The sequence below is a fragment of the Pseudomonas sp. NPDC089406 genome (assembly GCF_044900265.1).
Lineage (GTDB): Bacteria > Pseudomonadota > Gammaproteobacteria > Pseudomonadales > Pseudomonadaceae > Aquipseudomonas > Aquipseudomonas fakonensis.
This window is the reverse complement of the sequence record NZ_JBJDNC010000028.1, coordinates 79120-95520: the sequence shown is the minus strand read 5'-3', so window position 1 is coordinate 95520 and position 16401 is coordinate 79120. Positions and strand designations below refer to the sequence as shown.

General features: G+C 64.5%; 17 protein-coding genes. 6 read left to right on the top strand and 11 right to left on the bottom strand.

From position 1 onward, the window contains the following. Positions 1-229: 229 nt before the first annotated feature. The gene (locus ACI2KK_RS19670; RefSeq protein WP_217841297.1) at positions 230-895 is read right to left on the bottom strand and encodes a fumarylacetoacetate hydrolase family protein; all 666 of its coding nucleotides are present in this window, start codon (positions 893-895) and stop codon (positions 230-232) included. 24 nt (positions 896-919) lie between these two features. Beyond that, positions 920-2317 carry an FAD-binding oxidoreductase gene (locus ACI2KK_RS19665; protein ID WP_404670200.1) on the bottom strand — a complete coding sequence of 466 codons (1398 nt, stop codon included), beginning with the start codon at positions 2315-2317 and terminating at the stop codon, positions 920-922. Positions 2318-2485: 168 nt separating this feature from the next. Between ACI2KK_RS19665 and serA the strand changes: the two genes are divergently transcribed. Continuing rightward, positions 2486-3715, top strand: coding sequence for a phosphoglycerate dehydrogenase (serA, locus tag ACI2KK_RS19660; RefSeq protein ID WP_369989130.1), 1230 nt, complete (start codon positions 2486-2488; stop codon positions 3713-3715). 164 nt (positions 3716-3879) lie between these two features. On the opposite strand, the gene ACI2KK_RS19655 is transcribed toward serA, so the two are convergent. Then, positions 3880-4356: a DUF4399 domain-containing protein gene (locus ACI2KK_RS19655; RefSeq protein WP_404670199.1), complete on the bottom strand. Its 477-nt coding sequence runs from the start codon at positions 4354-4356 to the stop codon at positions 3880-3882. A gap of 227 nt (positions 4357-4583) precedes the next feature. Here ACI2KK_RS19655 and ACI2KK_RS19650 point away from each other — a divergent pair, with 227 nt between their 5' ends. After that, complete coding sequence (locus ACI2KK_RS19650) at positions 4584-5075, top strand: transporter substrate-binding domain-containing protein (RefSeq protein ID WP_404670198.1); 492 nt, start codon at positions 4584-4586, stop codon at positions 5073-5075. Positions 5076-5217: 142 nt separating this feature from the next. Here ACI2KK_RS19650 and ACI2KK_RS19645 read toward each other — a convergent pair whose 3' ends face one another. Beyond that, on the bottom strand, positions 5218-5715 hold the full coding sequence (locus tag ACI2KK_RS19645) for a DUF523 domain-containing protein (RefSeq protein ID WP_404670197.1): 498 nt from the start codon (positions 5713-5715) through the stop codon (positions 5218-5220). Beyond that, positions 5702-6325, bottom strand: coding sequence for a 2OG-Fe(II) oxygenase (locus ACI2KK_RS19640; protein ID WP_404670196.1), 624 nt, complete (start codon positions 6323-6325; stop codon positions 5702-5704). Before ACI2KK_RS19640 ends, ACI2KK_RS19645 begins: the two co-directional genes overlap by 14 nt. A 121-nt stretch (positions 6326-6446) precedes the next feature. On the opposite strand from ACI2KK_RS19640, the gene ACI2KK_RS19635 reads away from it, so the two are divergent. Continuing rightward, positions 6447-7199, top strand: coding sequence for a DUF2059 domain-containing protein (locus ACI2KK_RS19635; RefSeq protein WP_217841290.1), 753 nt, complete (start codon positions 6447-6449; stop codon positions 7197-7199). Here the strand turns inward: ACI2KK_RS19635 and ACI2KK_RS19630 are convergent, their stop codons facing one another. Next, a complete protein-coding gene (locus ACI2KK_RS19630) occupies positions 7200-8126 on the bottom strand; it encodes an alpha/beta hydrolase (RefSeq protein ID WP_404670195.1) in 927 nt (308 codons plus the stop codon). It abuts the gene before it with no gap. Positions 8127-8333: 207 nt separating this feature from the next. Here ACI2KK_RS19630 and ACI2KK_RS19625 point away from each other — a divergent pair, with 207 nt between their 5' ends. Then, entirely contained in the window at positions 8334-8894 is a 561-nt protein-coding gene (locus tag ACI2KK_RS19625) for a DUF6436 domain-containing protein (protein ID WP_404670194.1), read from the top strand. On the opposite strand, the gene ACI2KK_RS19620 is transcribed toward ACI2KK_RS19625, so the two are convergent. Beyond that, entirely contained in the window at positions 8873-9439 is a 567-nt protein-coding gene (locus ACI2KK_RS19620; RefSeq protein ID WP_404670193.1) for a sugar O-acetyltransferase, read from the bottom strand. The two genes, ACI2KK_RS19625 and ACI2KK_RS19620, sit on opposite strands and share 22 nt — an antisense overlap. An 88-nt stretch (positions 9440-9527) precedes the next feature. Between ACI2KK_RS19620 and ACI2KK_RS19615 the strand changes: the two genes are divergently transcribed. After that, the gene (locus ACI2KK_RS19615; RefSeq protein WP_404670192.1) at positions 9528-11894 is read left to right on the top strand and encodes a penicillin acylase family protein; all 2367 of its coding nucleotides are present in this window, start codon (positions 9528-9530) and stop codon (positions 11892-11894) included. Positions 11895-12072: 178 nt separating this feature from the next. Further along, on the top strand, positions 12073-12891 hold the full coding sequence (locus ACI2KK_RS19610; protein WP_404670191.1) for an alpha/beta fold hydrolase: 819 nt from the start codon (positions 12073-12075) through the stop codon (positions 12889-12891). A gap of 119 nt (positions 12892-13010) precedes the next feature. On the opposite strand, the gene ACI2KK_RS19605 is transcribed toward ACI2KK_RS19610, so the two are convergent. The 4 genes from ACI2KK_RS19605 to ACI2KK_RS19590 are packed head-to-tail and all read right to left on the bottom strand — an operon-like array spanning position 13011 to position 15955. Continuing rightward, on the bottom strand, positions 13011-13883 hold the full coding sequence (locus ACI2KK_RS19605) for a transporter substrate-binding domain-containing protein (RefSeq protein ID WP_217841284.1): 873 nt from the start codon (positions 13881-13883) through the stop codon (positions 13011-13013). Beyond that, a complete protein-coding gene (locus ACI2KK_RS19600; RefSeq protein WP_404670190.1) occupies positions 13880-14653 on the bottom strand; it encodes an amino acid ABC transporter ATP-binding protein in 774 nt (257 codons plus the stop codon). Before ACI2KK_RS19600 ends, ACI2KK_RS19605 begins: the two co-directional genes overlap by 4 nt. Next, a complete protein-coding gene (locus ACI2KK_RS19595; RefSeq protein ID WP_404670189.1) occupies positions 14650-15309 on the bottom strand; it encodes an amino acid ABC transporter permease in 660 nt (219 codons plus the stop codon). The genes ACI2KK_RS19600 and ACI2KK_RS19595 overlap by 4 nt, the downstream gene beginning before the upstream one ends. Continuing rightward, positions 15290-15955: an amino acid ABC transporter permease gene (locus tag ACI2KK_RS19590; protein ID WP_404670188.1), complete on the bottom strand. Its 666-nt coding sequence runs from the start codon at positions 15953-15955 to the stop codon at positions 15290-15292. The genes ACI2KK_RS19595 and ACI2KK_RS19590 overlap by 20 nt, the downstream gene beginning before the upstream one ends. Between the last annotated feature and the right edge of the window lie 446 nt (positions 15956-16401).

Sequence of the window (16401 nt, the reverse complement as noted above, 5' to 3'; positions counted from 1 at the left end):
ATCATGCTGCGTTGAAAACAGGCTCGGAATGCTCATTTGCAACCAGCAAACTCCGCTTCCTCGCCTGTTTTCGCCTTGCCTGATCGCCGCTCGGCGACTTTTCCTAAAAAGCCTAACGTCGGCGAATGGGCACAGAGTTGCGCATTATCCGAATCATTTGTGAAAAAAACGGCAAATGCCGCCAGCGCGGCGGCACGGCGATGGCTGCAAGGCCATCGCCGCTTCAGGATCAGAGCACGCGGCTTTCGAACCGGCAGACGCCCGGAAGTTCCAGCACCAGCTCGTCACCGACGTTGAACGGGCCCACCCCGGCCGGGGTGCCGGTGAGGATCACATCGCCCGCCTGCAGCGAGAAGCACGCGGCCATGTACTGGATGATCGGCACGATGGGGTTGAGCATCATCGCGCTGTTGCCGTCCTGGCGTACTTCGCCGTTGATGCTCAGGCGCACCGGAATGTCGGTGACATCTTCGAACGAGGCGGCCGACACGAACGGCGGCAGCACGCAGGCACCGTCGAAGCTTTTGCACAGCTCCCACGGCAGGCCCTTTTCCTTCAATTTGCTCTGCAGGTCGCGCAGGGTCAGGTCCAGCGCCGGGGCGTAGCCGGAAATCGCGTCCAGCACTTCTTCCTCGGTCGGTTTGGTCGACAGCGGCTTGCCCAGCAGCACGGCGATTTCGGCTTCGTAATGCACCGAGCCACGGTCGGTCGGGATCTTGAAGCCGCCTTCCAGCGGCACCACGCAGCTGCCCGGCTTGATGAACAGCAGCGGCTCGGCGGGGATCGGGTTGTTCAGTTCCTTGGCATGTTCGGCATAGTTGCGACCGATGCATACCACCTTGCCCAGCGGGAAGTGGATGCGGGTACCGTCTACGTACTGGTGCTGGTAACTCATGGCCGACTCCTGTGAATACTGCTTTTATTCGGGAGCGAAGATCTTACCCGGATTCATGATGCCGTTAGGGTCGAAGACGGCCTTTATCGCCTTCATGCAGGCGATTTCTTCAGGCGAGCGGCTGTAACCCAGGTAGTCGCGCTTGGTCATGCCCACGCCATGCTCGGCCGAGATCGAGCCGTTGTAGCGCTGGACGATCTCGAACACCCATTTATTGACCTTGGCGCACGAGGCAAAGAACTCGTCCTTGCCCATGTGCTCGGGCTTGAGGATGTTCAGGTGCAGGTTGCCGTCGCCAATGTGGCCGTACCAGACCACTTCGTAGTCGGGGTAGTGTTCGCCGACGATAGCGTCGATATCGCGCAGGAAGGCCGGCACTTTCGACACGGTGACCGAAATGTCGTTCTTGTACGGGGTCCAGTGGGAGATGGTTTCGGACAGGTACTCGCGCAGCTTCCACAGGTTTTTCAGCTGCGTCTCGCTCTGGCTCATCACCCCGTCCAGCACCCAGCCCTGCTCCACACAGTGCTCGAAGGTGGCCAGGGCCTGCTCGGCGACCTCTTGCGTACTGGCTTCGAACTCCAGCAGCGCATAGAACGGGCAGTCGGTGGCAAACGGCGCGGGCACGTCGCCCCGGGCCATGATCTTCGCCAGGCCCTTGTCGGAAAAGAACTCGAACGCGGTGAGGTCGAGCTTGCCCTGGAAGGCGTGCAGCACCGGCATGATCGCGTCGAAGTCCGGGGTACCGAGCACCATGGCGGTGAGGTTGCGCGGCGTGCGGTCCAGGCGCATGGTGGCCTCGACCACAAAACCCAGCGTGCCTTCGGCGCCGATGAACAGCTGGCGCAGGTCGTAGCCGGTGGCGTTCTTGATCAGGTCCTTGTTCAGCTCCAGCAGCTCACCCTTGCCGGTGACCACCTTGAGCCCGGCCACCCAGTTGCGGGTCATGCCGTAGCGGATCACCTTGATGCCGCCGGCATTGGTGCCGATATTACCGCCAATCTGGCTGGAGCCGCTGGAGGCGAAGTCCACCGGGTAATAAAGGCCGTGGTCTTCGGCAAACTGCTGCAGCTGGCGGGTGATGACCCCGGGCTGGCAGACCACCGTGCGGTCGAATTCGTTGAAATCGAGAATCTGGTTCATGTAGTCGAAGGCCACGACCACTTCACCGTTGGCTGCCACCGCTGCACCGGAAAGCCCGGTACGCCCGCCGGAGGGCACCAGTGCAACCTTGTGAGTGTTGGCCCAGCGGACGATGGCCTGTACCTGCTCGACGGTCTTGGGCAGCACGATGGCGCTGGGTGCCGGCGGGTAGTGCTTGGTCCAGTCCTTGCCGTAGGCCTCCAGCGAAGCCGGGTCGGTCAGCAGCTTGCCGGGGTCGACAAGGGCACTCAGTTCATCCAGTAATGCACGCTCGGTCATCGCGGGAACTCTCAACTAATTCATAGTGAGCCTGAATTCGTCTCACTGTCTGAAACAGCTCAGTAAGTGTCGCGTATGGTAGCATGGCGCCCCCGCTGTTCGTGCTAATGCCGATGCCGCGCCGCTTCACCCCCTCGCCATTTTTCTCCGGGATACAGGTTTAAGCAGATGAGCAAGACTTCTCTCGACAAGAGCAAGATCAGGTTCCTTCTTCTCGAAGGCGTCCACCAAAATGCCGTGGACACCCTCAAGGCTGCCGGCTACACCAACATCGAGTACCTCACGGGCTCGCTGCCAGATGCCGAACTGAAGGAAAAGATCGCAGATGCCCACTTCATCGGCATCCGCTCGCGCACCCAACTGACCGAAGAGGTCTTTGACTGCGCGAAGAAACTGGTCGCGGTGGGCTGTTTCTGCATCGGCACCAACCAGGTGGACCTGGGCGCGGCCCGCGAGCGCGGCATCGCCGTGTTCAACGCCCCGTACTCCAACACCCGTTCGGTAGCCGAACTGGTGCTGGCCGAGGCCATCCTGCTGCTGCGCGGCATCCCCGAGAAAAACGCTTCCTGCCACCGTGGCGGCTGGATCAAGAGCGCGGCCAACTCGTTCGAGATCCGTGGCAAGAAACTGGGCATCGTCGGCTACGGCTCGATCGGCACCCAGCTGTCGGTACTGGCTGAAAGCGTGGGCATGCAGGTGTACTTCTACGACCCGCTGACCAAGCTGCCGCTGGGCAACGCCACTCAGGTGACCAACCTGAACGAGCTGCTGGGCCTGGCCGACATCGTGTCGCTGCACGTTCCCGAGCTGCCATCCACCCAGTGGATGATCGGCGAGAAGGAAATCCGCGCGATGAAGAAGGGCTCGATCCTGATCAACGCCGCCCGTGGCACCGTGGTCGAACTGGACCACCTGGCCGCCGCGATCAAGGACAAGCACCTGATCGGCGCCGCCATCGACGTGTTCCCGGTGGAGCCGCGCTCCAACGACGAAGAGTTCGAAAGCCCGCTGCGTGGCCTGGACAACGTGATCCTGACCCCGCACATCGGTGGTTCCACCGCCGAAGCCCAGGCCAACATCGGCCTGGAAGTGGCCGAGAAGCTGGTCAAGTACAGCGACAACGGTACCTCGGTGTCGTCGGTCAACTTCCCTGAAGTGGCCCTGCCGGCGCACCCGGGCAAGCACCGCCTGCTGCACATCCACGAAAACATCCCGGGCGTGCTCAGCGAGATCAACAAGGTCTTCGCCGAAAACGGTATCAACATCTCCGGCCAGTTCCTGCAGACCGACGAGAAAGTCGGCTACGTGGTGATCGACGTGGATGCCGAGTACTCGGACCTGGCGCAAGAGAAGCTGCAGCACGTAAAGGGCACCATCCGCTCGCGCGTACTGTTCTGAGCGTGATTGCGGCATGAAAAGGGAGGCCCTGGTGGCCTCCCTTTTTTTGCCTGCAAGATTGGTGTCGCCTGCTTCGCGGGTAAACCCGCTCCCACAGGGCATCACAACATGACAAGGTTGTGCAGTACCTGTGGGAGCGGGTTTACCCGCGAAGAACCCAACGCTTACTTCACCTCGACCGTAATCTTCTTCGACTCGACGCTCGGCTTGAACGGCACGTGATACTGGTCACCCAGCACCAGCTGCAGGGTGTGCTTGCCCGGCGTCAGGGTAATGGTGGCCTCGGTTTGCGCCTTGCCAAAATGCAGCACCTGCGGGCCGGCCGGCAGGGCCACGCCGCTCTCGGGCATCAGGCTGGTGGGCAGCGGCATGTCGGCCACCGGGGCTTTGTCCACGTCCACCAGCAGGTGGTGGTGGCCGGTGTGCGGGGTTTGGTCACCGGCAGGCTTCAAGCCCATGCCCTCGATGCCGAACTTGACGGTGAAGGTCTTGTCGACCGTGGCGCCATCGGCGGGGGAAACGATGAACACCTTGGCGTCTTTCGGGGGTTCCTGGCTCTTCAATGCATCCGCTGCACTGGCCAATACCGAGGCTCCCATCAACAGACCGGCGACGGCAGCACGCGAAAATAGGCTTTTCATTCACTTCTCCTGTGATTCACTTCAATAGAGCGCTATGACTTAAACGAAGTCGTGCGGTAGTTCACCATAGTCCAGCCACAGCACCAGAGGTTCAAAAGCCGCTGCAGAAATATTTGCGTTTCGGTTAAACATAAGCGGCCTTGCAGGGTCATAGGCTGCGTTCGACCGGGGCGGGGAGAAACCCCCGGCGAATGAAATTCATCTGCCAAAAAAGAAAAGGGGCACCCATGCGTTTGACCATTGGCGTACTGCTGGCCGTACTTGTCAGCCCGCTGGCCCAGGCCGAACTGATCGACGAAATCAACGACCGCGGGGAATTGCGCATTGCCGTGCAAACCGACAACTCGCCGTATTCGTTCAAAGAAAACGAGCAACTGACTGGCTTCGATATCGAACTGGGCCAAGCCCTGGCCAAAGAGCTGGACTTGCGCGCCGAGTTCATCGAAACCGCAGCCGCCGAAGTACTGACCGGCGTTGAAAGCGGCACCTACGACATCACGGTCGACAAACGCAGCAGCGAACAGGCCGCCGACTCGCCGCTGACCACCAGCAAGCCCTTTGGCAACGAGAAGCTGGTGATCCCGTTCCAGAAGGACAACCCGGCCTTCGAAAGCGCGCTGAACAATGCGCTGCAGCGAATCAAGGACGATGGCCGGCTGGGGGCGCTGGAGCAGAAGTGGTTCAAGGGACAGACGCAGCAGGCTGCAGAAGGGCACTGAAACCGAGGCAGCCCCATCGCCAGCTCAATGTAGGAGCCGGCTTGCCGGCGATCACCGGCAACGCCGGTGCCAAATGTTACCTGGGCTGGCCCTATCGCCGGCAAGCCGGCTCCTACAGTCGATCGACAGAGCCGGCTCAGACTCAAGCGCCAAGCAACGCCAGCGAGGCCTCTTCCAGCTCCAGCTCACTGAACACCAGCACCCCCTCGCGGCGCAGCAACGCGGCAGTCACCCCTTCACCCGCCACCTTCACACCGCTGAAGCTGCCGTCATAGGTCAACCGGTTGCCGCACGAAGGGCTGCCGGACTTGAGCACCGCCACGCGAATGCCATGCCGACGCACCAGCGCCAGCGCCTGTTGCGCACCGCTCAAAAAAGCATCGCTGACATCCTCACCACCGACCGTGATCACCTGTGCCTGCCCGTCCAGCACCTGGCTGCCCTGCCCGCCGGGGATTTCCGCCGGGGGCCGGGGCGTCGGCAAGCCGCCGGCCACCTCGGGGCACAACGGCACCACCCGGCCCTCGGCCTGCCAGCGTTGCAGCACATCAGGGTGGCCACTGGCGCGCCCGTCGTAGCGCACCGGCTGGCCCAGCAGGCAGGCGCTGACGAGAACCTTGGGCAGCTCAGAACGGGTCATTGCCACGCCGGCGGAACCAACCCGTCAACGACAGCCGCTCACGCCCGGCCGCCAGCACTTCGTGGGGTACATCACCCGACAGGAACACCACCAGGGTGCCGGCCACCGGCTGCACGTCATGCACCTGCTCGCCCTCGAGGAACATGCGCAGCTGGCCGCCGTCCGCGGGTTGCCAGTTTTCGTTCAGGTAATACACCGCCGAGACCATGCGCCGGTCGTCATCGCGAAAGCGGTCGAGGTGACGACGGTAGAAGGCCCCCGGCGGGTACAGGGCGAAGTGGCACTCGAAATCCTCCAGGCCCAGGAACAAGCCCTGGTTGATCGCCTGGCGCAGGCTGTCCATGGCGCCCAGATACTGGTCGCACGGCGCCGACTCGCCCGGGTCGAGCCACTGGATCTGGTCGCCACGAATGGCTTCGCGCACTTCTTGCGCGGTGCCACGGCCCACCCCGGCAGGGTTCAGCTCGCCTTCGGCGTAGCGGCGCCGGCACTCGGCCGCGAGTGCCCGCGACAGTGCGTCGGGCAAAAACAGGGTTTGCTGCGACCAGCCACGGGTGGCCAGGTCGTCGACGATCGCCGACAGCAGTGAATGTTCGAGAGGAGTGTGCATGGCGCATCATAGCCATTCGGCCTGCGCACGCACAGCGCCACTTGGTCAGGAAGCGCCGCGTGCGTCTCGACAAAGCCCCGCCACGCCACGGACAATAGCGGCCTGCCGACAGGAGTCCTGAATGCGCCGTCTGTTTTCCCTGCTTCTGCTGATGATCTGCACCATGCCTGTCTGGGCAGACAACCTCGATCAGCTGTACAAGGCCGCCGGCTGGCCCGACCAGCGCGCCCATTTCAACGATGCCGTGAGCGCCGCCCAGCAGCGCTACCGCAACAGCCTGCCGCCTGCGGTTTACCAGGCGCTGGTCAACAACAGCAACCAGCGCTTCCAGGCCCAGGCCATGGACAAGCGCGCCCAGGCGCAGCTGCGCAGCACCCTGCAGAACCCCGCCCCGGCATTGGCGTTTTTCCAGTCGCCGCTGGGGCGCAAGGTGGTGGCGGCCGAGCTGCTGGCCACGCGTAAAGACCAACTGGCCAAAAACGCCAAGGGCCTGCCGAAGATGCAGGCCAGCGACAACCGCCTGCTGATCGTCGGCCACCTGGCCCAGGCCCTGCCGGCCCGCGAGGCCGGCGCCGAGGTCAGCCTGGCCATCGCTGGCGTTGCCGCCGACAGCCTCAGCTCGATGATCCCCGGCCTGTTCGGCGGCGGCCAGGCCCAGGGCCTGCTCGACGGCCAGCGCCAGCGCCTGATGAACCAGGTGGGCGAAGACCTGAACAACACCTTGCTGTATGTCTACCGCGACCTGTCGGACGCCGAGCTGGAAGAATTTTCGACCTTCGCCGAATCGCCCGAAGGCCAGGCCTACTACAAGGCTGCCGTGGCCGCCGTGCGCGCAGCCCTTGCAGTCGGCCAGCAGGCGTCGGACCTGAACTGATCAGCCCAGGCGCTGGCCGATGAAGTCGAAATAACGCTGGCGGATGCCCGGCAGCTCGTTGGCCAGGTGGTGCCGGGCTTCGGGCAGCATGAGAATCTGCGGCTCGGCGAACTTGGCCTTGAGCACCTGCAGGTTGTACGGCCAGTCCACCGTGCCGTCCGCCTCGCCCTGCACAATCAGCAGTTGCCGCGTACTGCGCGGCGCCACCTCGATACGCCGCACCCACTTCAGCAAGGCCCCCACCCAGGCGGTGGGCAGGCGCCGTGGTTGCAGCGGGTCGGCTTCGAGAAACGCCAGAAACGCCGGGTCGTTGGTGTTCTCGCTGAAACGCCGCTCGATGCCGTTGACGAAGTGGCGCAACACGCAATAGCTGAGCTTCGACCAGTGCCAGGCCCGCGGGCGTACCAGCGGCGCCAGCAGGATCACCTGGCCGTCGGCCGGGCTTTGCCCGTCGCAGTGCAGCAGGTGGTCGATGACGATCGCGCCGCCAGTGCTCTGGCCAAACAGGTGCCAGGGGCGCGGCAAATCGAGCAGCCGCGCCTGATTGAACAAGGCGTCGAGGGTCTGCTGGTACAAGCCGAAGTCCTCGATGCTGGCCCGCTCGCCGCTGGAAAGCCCATGCCCGGGCAGGTCGCAGCTGATCACCGCATAGCCCCGGGCCAACGCCCACTCGATCACATGGCGATACAGGCCCATGTGGTCGTAGTAACCGTGCAGCAGAAATAGCGTCGCCACCGGCTGCTCGGGCAGCCACACCTGCCCCACCAGGTCGAACCCGGCTGCCTGGAAGCCGCCCAGCCAGCTATGCGCCGGCAGGTCGAGGCCGTAGAAACGCTGATAGTCGTGGCCCTGGGCAGGCAACGGCTGGCGTTCGACAAGGGGTGAAAGGCTGGCGCGCAGCAGGTCGGGGTGGAAGGTGACAGGCATCGGGTAGATCCAGAAACGCAGCGGGTATTGATCTGGGATATTCAGGTCTGGGCGATGCCGTGGCAAGCTGCAACACCATTCAACGGCCGGCACGGGCCCTGTAGGAGCGGGTTTACCCGCGAATGCGTCAGTGGCCGCGCCATCGCATTCGCGGGTAAACCCGCTCCCACAGGGTTCCATGCCCACCCCAGGTTTCTCAGGCTGACCATGCCAACCCGAACACTCATCACCGCCATAGCCACCCTGCTCTGCGTCGCCGCGCTGTGGTGGGCCTACGACAGCTTCCAGGCCCGCTACCTGCGCCCCTTCGACAACCAGGCCACGCTGTTCGACGGCAGCCAGCTGCACCTGCCGCCCGAGCTCGCCGGCCCCGGGCCGATCCGTGTGGTGCACTTCTGGGACCCGGCCTGCCCGTGCAACGTCGGCAACCAGCAGCACCTGGGCGAGCTGGTGGCGCAGTTCGCCCCGCTGGGGGTGAGCTTCCATGTACTGCAAAAGCCCGGCAGCCATGGCCAACTGCCGGCCAGCCTCGATGCCCTCAAGCCCCTGGCCAGCCTGCCCGGCAGCGAGCACCTGCCCGCCACCCCCGCCGTGGCGATCTGGGACCATGACGGCCAACTGGCCTACTTCGGCCCCTATAGCGAAGGGGCGGTGTGCAATTCAAGCAACAGCTTCATCGAACCGATCCTCAAAGCCCTGCAGCAAGGGCGCCGGGTGCAGGCCTCCAACACCCTGGCGGTGGGCTGCTACTGCCCCTGGGCCGGCTGACGCACCCGCGCCGGGTTGCCCACCACCACCGCGCCCGCCGGCACGTCACGGGTGACCACGCTGCCAGCGCCGACCACCGCGTTGTCGCCAATGCTCACCCCCGGCAGGATGATCGCCCCGCCGCCAATCCACACGTTGTCGCCGATGCTCACCGGCCGCCCGCTTTCCAGCCCGCTGCGGCGCAGCTCAGGGTCCAGCGGGTGGTCGGCGGTATAGATCTGCACCGCCGGCCCGATCTGGCAGTCGGCGCCAATGCGCACCGGCAGCACGTCGAGGATCACGCAGTTGAAGTTCATGAAGGTGTTGGCGCCCACGCTGATGTTGTAGCCGTAGTCGCAATAAAACGGCGGGCGGATCACCACGCCCTCGCCAACACTTGCGAAGTGCTCGGTCAACAGCCCGTGGCGCGCCTGGTTGAGCAGCTCGACGCTGGTGTTGTAGCGGTGCATCCAGTGCTTGTTGGCGACCTGCTCCACCTGCAGTTCCGGGCAGCCGGCGTGGTAGAGCTGGCCGGCCAGCATTTTCTGTTTTTCGCTGAGGGCCATGGAAACTCCTTGTTGGGGGCTATGCTCAGTGCGCGAATACGCCGATGATCGGACCACAAAATTTCGCTCGAGTGCACAAGGAGTCTCGATGAAGCGCAGCCTGACCCTGCTGGCCGTGGTGATTGCCGTTGCCGCCGCCGGCACCGGTTACTGGTACGTGCAGGGCAAGCAGCCCGTGCGTGACGGCGAGGTGGCCCTGGCCGGGCTGCAGGCACCGGTCAGCGCACGCTTCGATGCCCGCGGCGTGCCGCACCTGCAGGCGCAGAACGAGCCCGACCTGTACCGCGCCCTGGGTTACGTACACGCCCAGGACCGCCTGTTCCAGATGGAGATCATGCGCCGCCTGGCCCGCGGCGAGCTGGCCGAAGTGCTGGGCGAAAAGCTGCTGCCCACCGACACCCTGTTCCGCAGCCTGCGCATTCGCGAGCAGGCAGCATTGATGGTCAAGCGCATCGACCACCAGTCCCCGGCCTGGCAGGCCCTGCAGGCCTACCTGGACGGCGTCAACCAATGGCAGGCCGGCCACCCCAAGCCCATGGAGTTCGACCTGCTGGGCATCACCCCGCGCCCGTTCACCGCCGAGGACACCCTGAGCATCGCCGGCTACCTGGCCTACAGCTTCGCAGCGGCGTTCCGTACCGAGCCTGCGCTCACCTACATCCGCGACCAGCTCGGCCCCGAGTACCTGAAAATCTTCGACCTCGACTGGCAACCCGGCGGCGCCCTGGCCACGCCCCTGGCCGCCGCCGACTGGCGCAGCCTGGAACAGTTGGCCAAGCTGAGCCACGACGCCCTGGGCGATGCCGGCATCCCGCAGTTCGAGGGCAGCAACGCCTGGGCCGTGGCCGGCAACCGTACCCGCAGCGGCCGCCCGCTGCTGGCAGGCGACCCGCATATCGGCTTTGCCGTGCCGGCGGTGTGGTACGAGGCCGAGCTGTCGGCGCCGGGTTTCAACCTGTATGGCTACTTCCAGGGGCTCAACCCGTTCGCGCTGCTGGGGCACAACCGCGACTTCGGCTGGAGCCTGACCATGTTCCAGAACGACGACCTCGACCTGATCGCCGAAAAGACCAACCCGGCCAACCCCGAACAGGTGATGGTCGATGGCCGCTGGCAAACATTGGAAAAGACCGAGCAGACTGTCGCCATCAAGGGTGAAAAACCCGCCACCATCACCCTGCAGCGCTCGCCCCACGGGCCCATCGTCAACAAGGTGCTGGGCGATACTGCCGGCCCCACGCCGATCGCCATGTGGTGGGCGTTCCTCGAAACCGACAACCCGATCCTCGAAGGCTTCTACCAGATCAACCGCGCCGACACGCTGGACAAGATGCGTGAGGCCGCCGCCAAGGTGCAGGCGCCCGGCTTGAACCTGGTATGGGCCAACGCCCGTGGTGATATCGGCTGGTGGGCGGCGGCGCGCCTGCCGATCCGCCCCGACGGGGTCAACCCGGCGTTCATCCTCGATGGCAGCACCGGCCAGGCCGCCAAGCCCGGTTTCTACCCGTTCAGCGTCAACCCGCAGCAAGAGAACCCGGCCAGCGGCTACATCGTCTCGGCCAACTACCAGCCGCCTGCCGTGGTGCCGGTGCCCGGTTACTACAACCTGGCCGACCGTGGCCGCCAACTCGACCGCCACCTGAGCAACCCGGACATCAAGTGGGACACCCAGAACAGCCAGGCCCTGCAGCTGGACACCAGCAACGACTACGGCCCGCGCACCCTGGCGCCACTGCTCGGCACCCTGCGCAACGTGGCCCAGGGCGATGAAGAGAAAGAACTGGTGGAACAACTGGCCGCCTGGCGCGGCGATTACCCGGTGGATTCCACCAGCGCCACGCTGTTCAACCAGTTCCTTTATGAGCTGGCCTACGCCGCCTTGCACGACGAGTTGGGCGACACCTGGTTCCCGGTGCTGCTCAGCACCCGCGCCATCGATGCCGCGCTGCCGCGCCTGGCCGCCGACCCCGCCTCGCCCTGGTGGCGCCAGCGCGGCAGCAACGAACACACCGACCGCACCGCCATCGTGTACCAGGCCTGGCAGCGCAGCCTTGAGCACCTGCGCAAGACCTTCGGCCAGGACCCGGCCAGCTGGCAGTGGGGCAAGGCCCATACCCTCACCCACAACCACCCGCTGGGGGTGCAGAAGCCGCTGAACCTGCTGTTCAATGTCGGCCCCTTCCCCGCCCCCGGCAGCCACGAGGTGCCCAACAACCTCTCGGCGAAAATCGGCCCGGCGCCGTGGCCGGTGACCTATGGGCCTTCGACCCGCCGCCTGATCGACTTCGCCGATGCCGGCGCTGCGCTGACCATCAACCCGGTGGGGCAAAGCGGCGTGCCGTTCGATGCGCACTATGCCGACCAGGCCGAGGACTACATCGAGGGGCGCTACCACAAGGCGCGCATGGGAGTGATCCCGGCGCAGAGCACGTTGCGGTTGGTGCCTGGGCGATGAGCGTCAGGCACATCGCCCCCTGTGGGAGCGGGTTCACCGGAGTGCCGGACCACCGCGAAGAAGCCTGCGCGGTTCTCTGCGCATGGCAAGGGCTTCGCCCTTGTTCGCGGGTAAACCCGCTCCCACAGGGCCCTGCCACGGCAACTGAATTTGTCATGCCATTCAAGAGATAGACCCCATGCAAAAACACTTCATCGAAATCGACGGCGCGCGCATGAGCTACGTCGACCAGGGCCAGGGCTTCCCGGTGCTGCTGGGCCACAGCTACCTGTGGTCGGCGGCCATGTGGCAGCCGCAGATCGAGGCGCTGTCGCAGCACTTTCGGGTGATCGTGCCCGAGCTGTGGGGCCATGGTGATTCCGACGCGCCACCGGCCAGCACCACCGACATGGCCGCGCTTGCCCGCCAGCACCTGGCGCTGCTGGATGCGCTGGATATCCCGCAATGCCACCTGGTCGGCCTGTCGGTCGGCGGCATGTGGGGCGCGCAGCTGGCTATCGACCACCCTGAACGCGTCGACCGCCTGGTGCTGATGGACACTTACCTGGGCGCCGAACCTGAGGCTACCCGGCTGAAGTACTTCGGCTTGCTGGATGCGGCCAGCGCCGCCGGCGCCTTCCCCGACCCGCTGCTGGATATCGTGGTGCCGATCTTCTTCCATGCCGGCGGGCAGACAGTGCCCGAAGTGCGTGAGCAGTTCCGCGCCGATTTGCAGGCCAGCAGCGCGCAGACCATTCGTGAAAGCCTCGACCCGATGGGCCGGGTAATCTTCGGCCGGCCCGACTTGCTCGGGCGGCTGGGTGAACTGCCGGGCGCCAAGACCATCGTGGTCTGCGGTGACCAGGACATTCCGCGCCCGCCCGCAGAATCCAACGAGATGGCGCAGATCATCGGCTGCCTGGCGGCGCAGATTCCGTTTGCCGGGCATATCAGCAGCCTGGAGAACCCGCAGGTGGTGAACGAGTTCCTGCTGAACTGGTTACCGCGTAACCACTGACTGCGCCCCACTCCCCTGTAGGGGCCGGCTTGCCGGCGATCACCTGCGCAGCAGGTGCCATGCACACCTGCACCGGCCCAATCGCCGGCAAGCCGGCTCCTACAAGGGAAGTGCGAACCTCACCCCTGCCACTTGCCGCCTTCGACGATCACGCTTTCAGGCTTGGTGTCATCGCTCAGCTCCTTGCGCACGTACTGGTCATACAGTTTCAGCAGAAACTTCTCCTCGCCCAGCTTGGCCAGCTCGGCGTTGACCCAGTCACGCAGCTCGGTATTACCCTTCTTCACCGCCGGGGCGATCGGCGCCTCGTCACCCAGCAACTGCGGCAGCACGCGGTAGCCCGGGTTCTGCTTGGCCCAGCTGAACAGAATCAGGTTGTCCTGGGCGTAGGCATCGCCTCGGCCATTGGCCAGGGCCGCCAGCGACTCGCTGTTCTTCTCGAACTTGAGCAACTTCCAGTCCGGGTGGTTCTTGGTCAGCCAGATATCCGCCGTAGTGCCGGTGGTGACGATGATGGTCTTGTCGGCCAGGTCGTCGAGCTTTTGCACCGGGCTGCCATCGGCGACGATGGCCTGCACCGCCACGCGCAGGTTGGGGTTGGTGAAGTCCACCGCCTCCTTTCGCTCGGGGGTGACGGTCATGTTGGCGAGGATCAGGTCGACCTTGTCGCTTTGCAGGAACGGGATGCGGCTGGCCGGCTCCACGGCAACGAACTCGACCTTGTTTTCATCACCCAGCAGCTCCTTGGCGAAGCGCCGGCCGATGTCGGTGTCAAAGCCCACGTAGCGCCCGCTTTCATCGACGAAACCGAACGGCGGCTTGTCGGTGAATACGCCAACGATCAGCTTGTCACGGGCCTTGATGGTTTCCAGGTAGCTGCTGGCCGGTGAAGCGGCGGCGGGTTTGGCCGGCTCCTCGGACTTGTTGCAGCCGGCCAGCAGGGCCAGGCCGAGCAGCGGGGCGAGCAGTTTGGCAAAGGGTGCGGTTTTCATGACAGTTCCTTGTGCAGTGTCTTGGGCAGGCTTTCGACGAAAGAGAATTTCTCCAGGAACTGCTGCGCGCGTGCGGTTTGCGGTTGGGTGAAGAAGCGCTCGGGGTGGTTCTGTTCAAGGACCCTGCCGGCCTCCATGAACACGATTCGGTCGGCCACCGCACGGGCGAAGGCCATTTCGTGGGTGACGATGAGCAAGGTCATGCCGTCGCGGGCCAGGCCCTGGATCACCTGCAGCACTTCCTTGACCATCTCCGGGTCCAGGGCGGCAGTGACCTCGTCGAACAGCATCACCTCGGGGTTCATGCACAGCGAGCGCACAATGGCGATGCGCTGCTGCTGGCCACCGGAAAGCTGGCGCGGGTAGGCGTCGCGCTTGTCCAGCAGGCCCACCCGGGCCAGCAGCGCCTCGGCCTGGGCCTGGGCTTCGGCGCGCTGGCGCTTTTGCACCTTCAGCGGGCCGAGCAGCAGGTTGTCGAGCACGCTCATGTGGCCGAACAGGTGGTAGCTCTGGAACACCATGCCCACCCGCTGGCGCACCTGGCGCCAGTCGGTGCCCGGCGCCAGCAGCTCCTGGCCGCCCAGGCGCAGGCTGCCGCCGTGGGCCTCCTCCAGGCCGTTGAGGCAGCGCAGCAGGGTGCTTTTACCGCAGCCGCTGGGGCCGAGGATCACCACCACTTCGCCAGCCTGCACCTGCAGGTCGATACCGGCCAGCACCTGCTGCTCGCCGAAGAACTTGTTGAAACCCTGAAACTCGATCAATGCGCTCATGTGTGGGCCCAGCGGCGTTCCAGCACGCGCGAGGCGGCCGAAAGCGGGTAGCAGACAAAAAGGAAGAACAGCAGCAGCACGCCGTAGATCAGCACCGATTCGTAGGTGCGCTCGATGATCTGCTGGCCGGCCTTGATCACCTCGACCACGCCGATCAGCACCGCCAGCGAGCTGGTCTTTATGATCCGCGTGTAGATGTTGATGGTCGGCGGGGTCATGCGCTTGAGCGCCTGGGGCAGCAGCACGTAGCCATACAGCTGCCAGCCGGCCAGCCCGATCGACAGCCCCGCCTCGCGCTGGCCACGTGGCAGCGAGCGCAGCGCGCCACGCACCACCTCGCCCACCTCGCTTGCGCCCCACAGGCCCAGCACCAGCACCGCGCACCAGAAGCTGGGGATGCTCAGCCCGAAGAAAATCGGCAGGCCGAAGAACACCAGGTACAGCCAGACCAGCACCGGAATCGCCCGGAACAGCTCCAGGTACACCTGCAGCGCGATGTTCAGCAGGCGGTTGCCGAGGCTCGCCAGCACGCCGTAGAGCACGCCGCCCAGGGTGGCGAAGAGAATGCCCAGGGCCGAGATGGCCAGGGTTTGCCCGACGCCGGCCGCCAGTTGCGGCCAGGACACCTGCAGCAGTTCAAGCCCCGTACTGGCCATGTTGCAGCCTCCTCTCCAGATAGCGCAGCAGCAGCGACAGCGGCAGGAAGATCAGCACGCACAGCAGCGTCAGCACGGCGAGCATCTCGTAGGTTTTGTAGTACAGGGCGATGTAGTTCTTGGTGGTGTAGAGGATCTCGGGTACCGCCACCGCCGACACCACGGTGGTTTCCTTGAGCAGGAACACGAAGTTGGCGAACAGCGCCGGCAGGCTGGCGATACCGGCCTGGGGCAGGATCACGTGGCGCAGCAGCTGGCCCTCGGACAACCCGATGGAACGCCCCGACTCCAGTTGCGCCCGTGGCACTGCCTCGACGCCGGCGCGCAGCACTTCGGTGAGGTAGGCGCCGCCCATGAAGGTCATGGTGATGATTGCCGCAGCGAAGCCGGACACCTTCACCCCAAGGCTTGGCAGGGCGAAGTAGACGAAGAACAGCTGGATCAGCAGCGGGGTGTTGCGCGCCAGCTCCACGTAGCCCTTGACCAGGCGCTGCAGGTACGGCGTGCGCAGCACCAGAACGGCTGCATTGAGCACCGCCACCAGCAACGAGGTGGCGATGGCGATCAGGCCGACCTGCAGGGTGACGCCGACGGCCTTGAGGAATGCCGGCAATGTGCTAAGCATGAAAGCGGTGTCGAAGTTCATGGAAGTCGCCTCGGCACCGGCGTTTGGAAGGACGGCATGGGTTATTTCCAGGTCGGCGCGAGGGTCGCTCGGCGCCGTTTCACAGTGGCTGGCGATGTGCCGGTAGGCACCTTGAATAGACTTTAAAGGTATAAAAATATTTTTCTAAATACCTTTATTGCATATCCATATCACTCAGTTCACGTTTCGGAAATTTCCTACGAAAGGTTGGGATCTTTCTAGCGAACGCCTTTTCCAAGCGGTTTCAAACTGTGACTTGCACGGCCCATCAAACCTACAAGGACGATAACGATGAACAGCCCCTGCTCGCCTGCTTCGAACGAACAACTGCTGTGGCTCATGGCTTTGCGCCGGGCGCTGGGTGACAAGCGCCAGGCATGATCCTTTGTAGGAGCCGGCTTGCCGGCGATGGCGTCAGCGGCCATGGTCTGGTGTTCAGGCTGCTG

Excerpts from the sequence above, each read along its gene's own strand:
- ACI2KK_RS19635 (WP_217841290.1), top strand. The coding sequence starts at position 6,447 with ATGCGCCGTCTGTTTTCCCTGCTTCTGCTGATGATCTGCACCATGCCT.
- ACI2KK_RS19595 (WP_404670189.1), bottom strand. The coding sequence starts at position 15,309 with ATGGCCAGTACGGGGCTTGAACTGCTGCAGGTGTCCTGGCCGCAACTG.
- serA (WP_369989130.1), top strand. The coding sequence starts at position 2,486 with ATGAGCAAGACTTCTCTCGACAAGAGCAAGATCAGGTTCCTTCTTCTC.
- ACI2KK_RS19620 (WP_404670193.1), bottom strand. The coding sequence starts at position 9,439 with ATGGCCCTCAGCGAAAAACAGAAAATGCTGGCCGGCCAGCTCTACCAC.
- ACI2KK_RS19655 (WP_404670199.1), bottom strand. The coding sequence starts at position 4,356 with ATGAAAAGCCTATTTTCGCGTGCTGCCGTCGCCGGTCTGTTGATGGGA.
- ACI2KK_RS19615 (WP_404670192.1), top strand. The coding sequence starts at position 9,528 with ATGAAGCGCAGCCTGACCCTGCTGGCCGTGGTGATTGCCGTTGCCGCC.
- ACI2KK_RS19610 (WP_404670191.1), top strand. The coding sequence starts at position 12,073 with ATGCAAAAACACTTCATCGAAATCGACGGCGCGCGCATGAGCTACGTC.
- ACI2KK_RS19625 (WP_404670194.1), top strand. The coding sequence starts at position 8,334 with ATGCCAACCCGAACACTCATCACCGCCATAGCCACCCTGCTCTGCGTC.
- ACI2KK_RS19650 (WP_404670198.1), top strand. The coding sequence starts at position 4,584 with ATGCGTTTGACCATTGGCGTACTGCTGGCCGTACTTGTCAGCCCGCTG.
- ACI2KK_RS19590 (WP_404670188.1), bottom strand. The coding sequence starts at position 15,955 with ATGAACTTCGACACCGCTTTCATGCTTAGCACATTGCCGGCATTCCTC.
- ACI2KK_RS19665 (WP_404670200.1), bottom strand. The coding sequence starts at position 2,317 with ATGACCGAGCGTGCATTACTGGATGAACTGAGTGCCCTTGTCGACCCC.
- ACI2KK_RS19640 (WP_404670196.1), bottom strand. The coding sequence starts at position 6,325 with ATGCACACTCCTCTCGAACATTCACTGCTGTCGGCGATCGTCGACGAC.
- ACI2KK_RS19600 (WP_404670190.1), bottom strand. The coding sequence starts at position 14,653 with ATGAGCGCATTGATCGAGTTTCAGGGTTTCAACAAGTTCTTCGGCGAG.
- ACI2KK_RS19605 (WP_217841284.1), bottom strand. The coding sequence starts at position 13,883 with ATGAAAACCGCACCCTTTGCCAAACTGCTCGCCCCGCTGCTCGGCCTG.
- ACI2KK_RS19670 (WP_217841297.1), bottom strand. The coding sequence starts at position 895 with ATGAGTTACCAGCACCAGTACGTAGACGGTACCCGCATCCACTTCCCG.
- ACI2KK_RS19630 (WP_404670195.1), bottom strand. The coding sequence starts at position 8,126 with ATGCCTGTCACCTTCCACCCCGACCTGCTGCGCGCCAGCCTTTCACCC.
- ACI2KK_RS19645 (WP_404670197.1), bottom strand. The coding sequence starts at position 5,715 with ATGACCCGTTCTGAGCTGCCCAAGGTTCTCGTCAGCGCCTGCCTGCTG.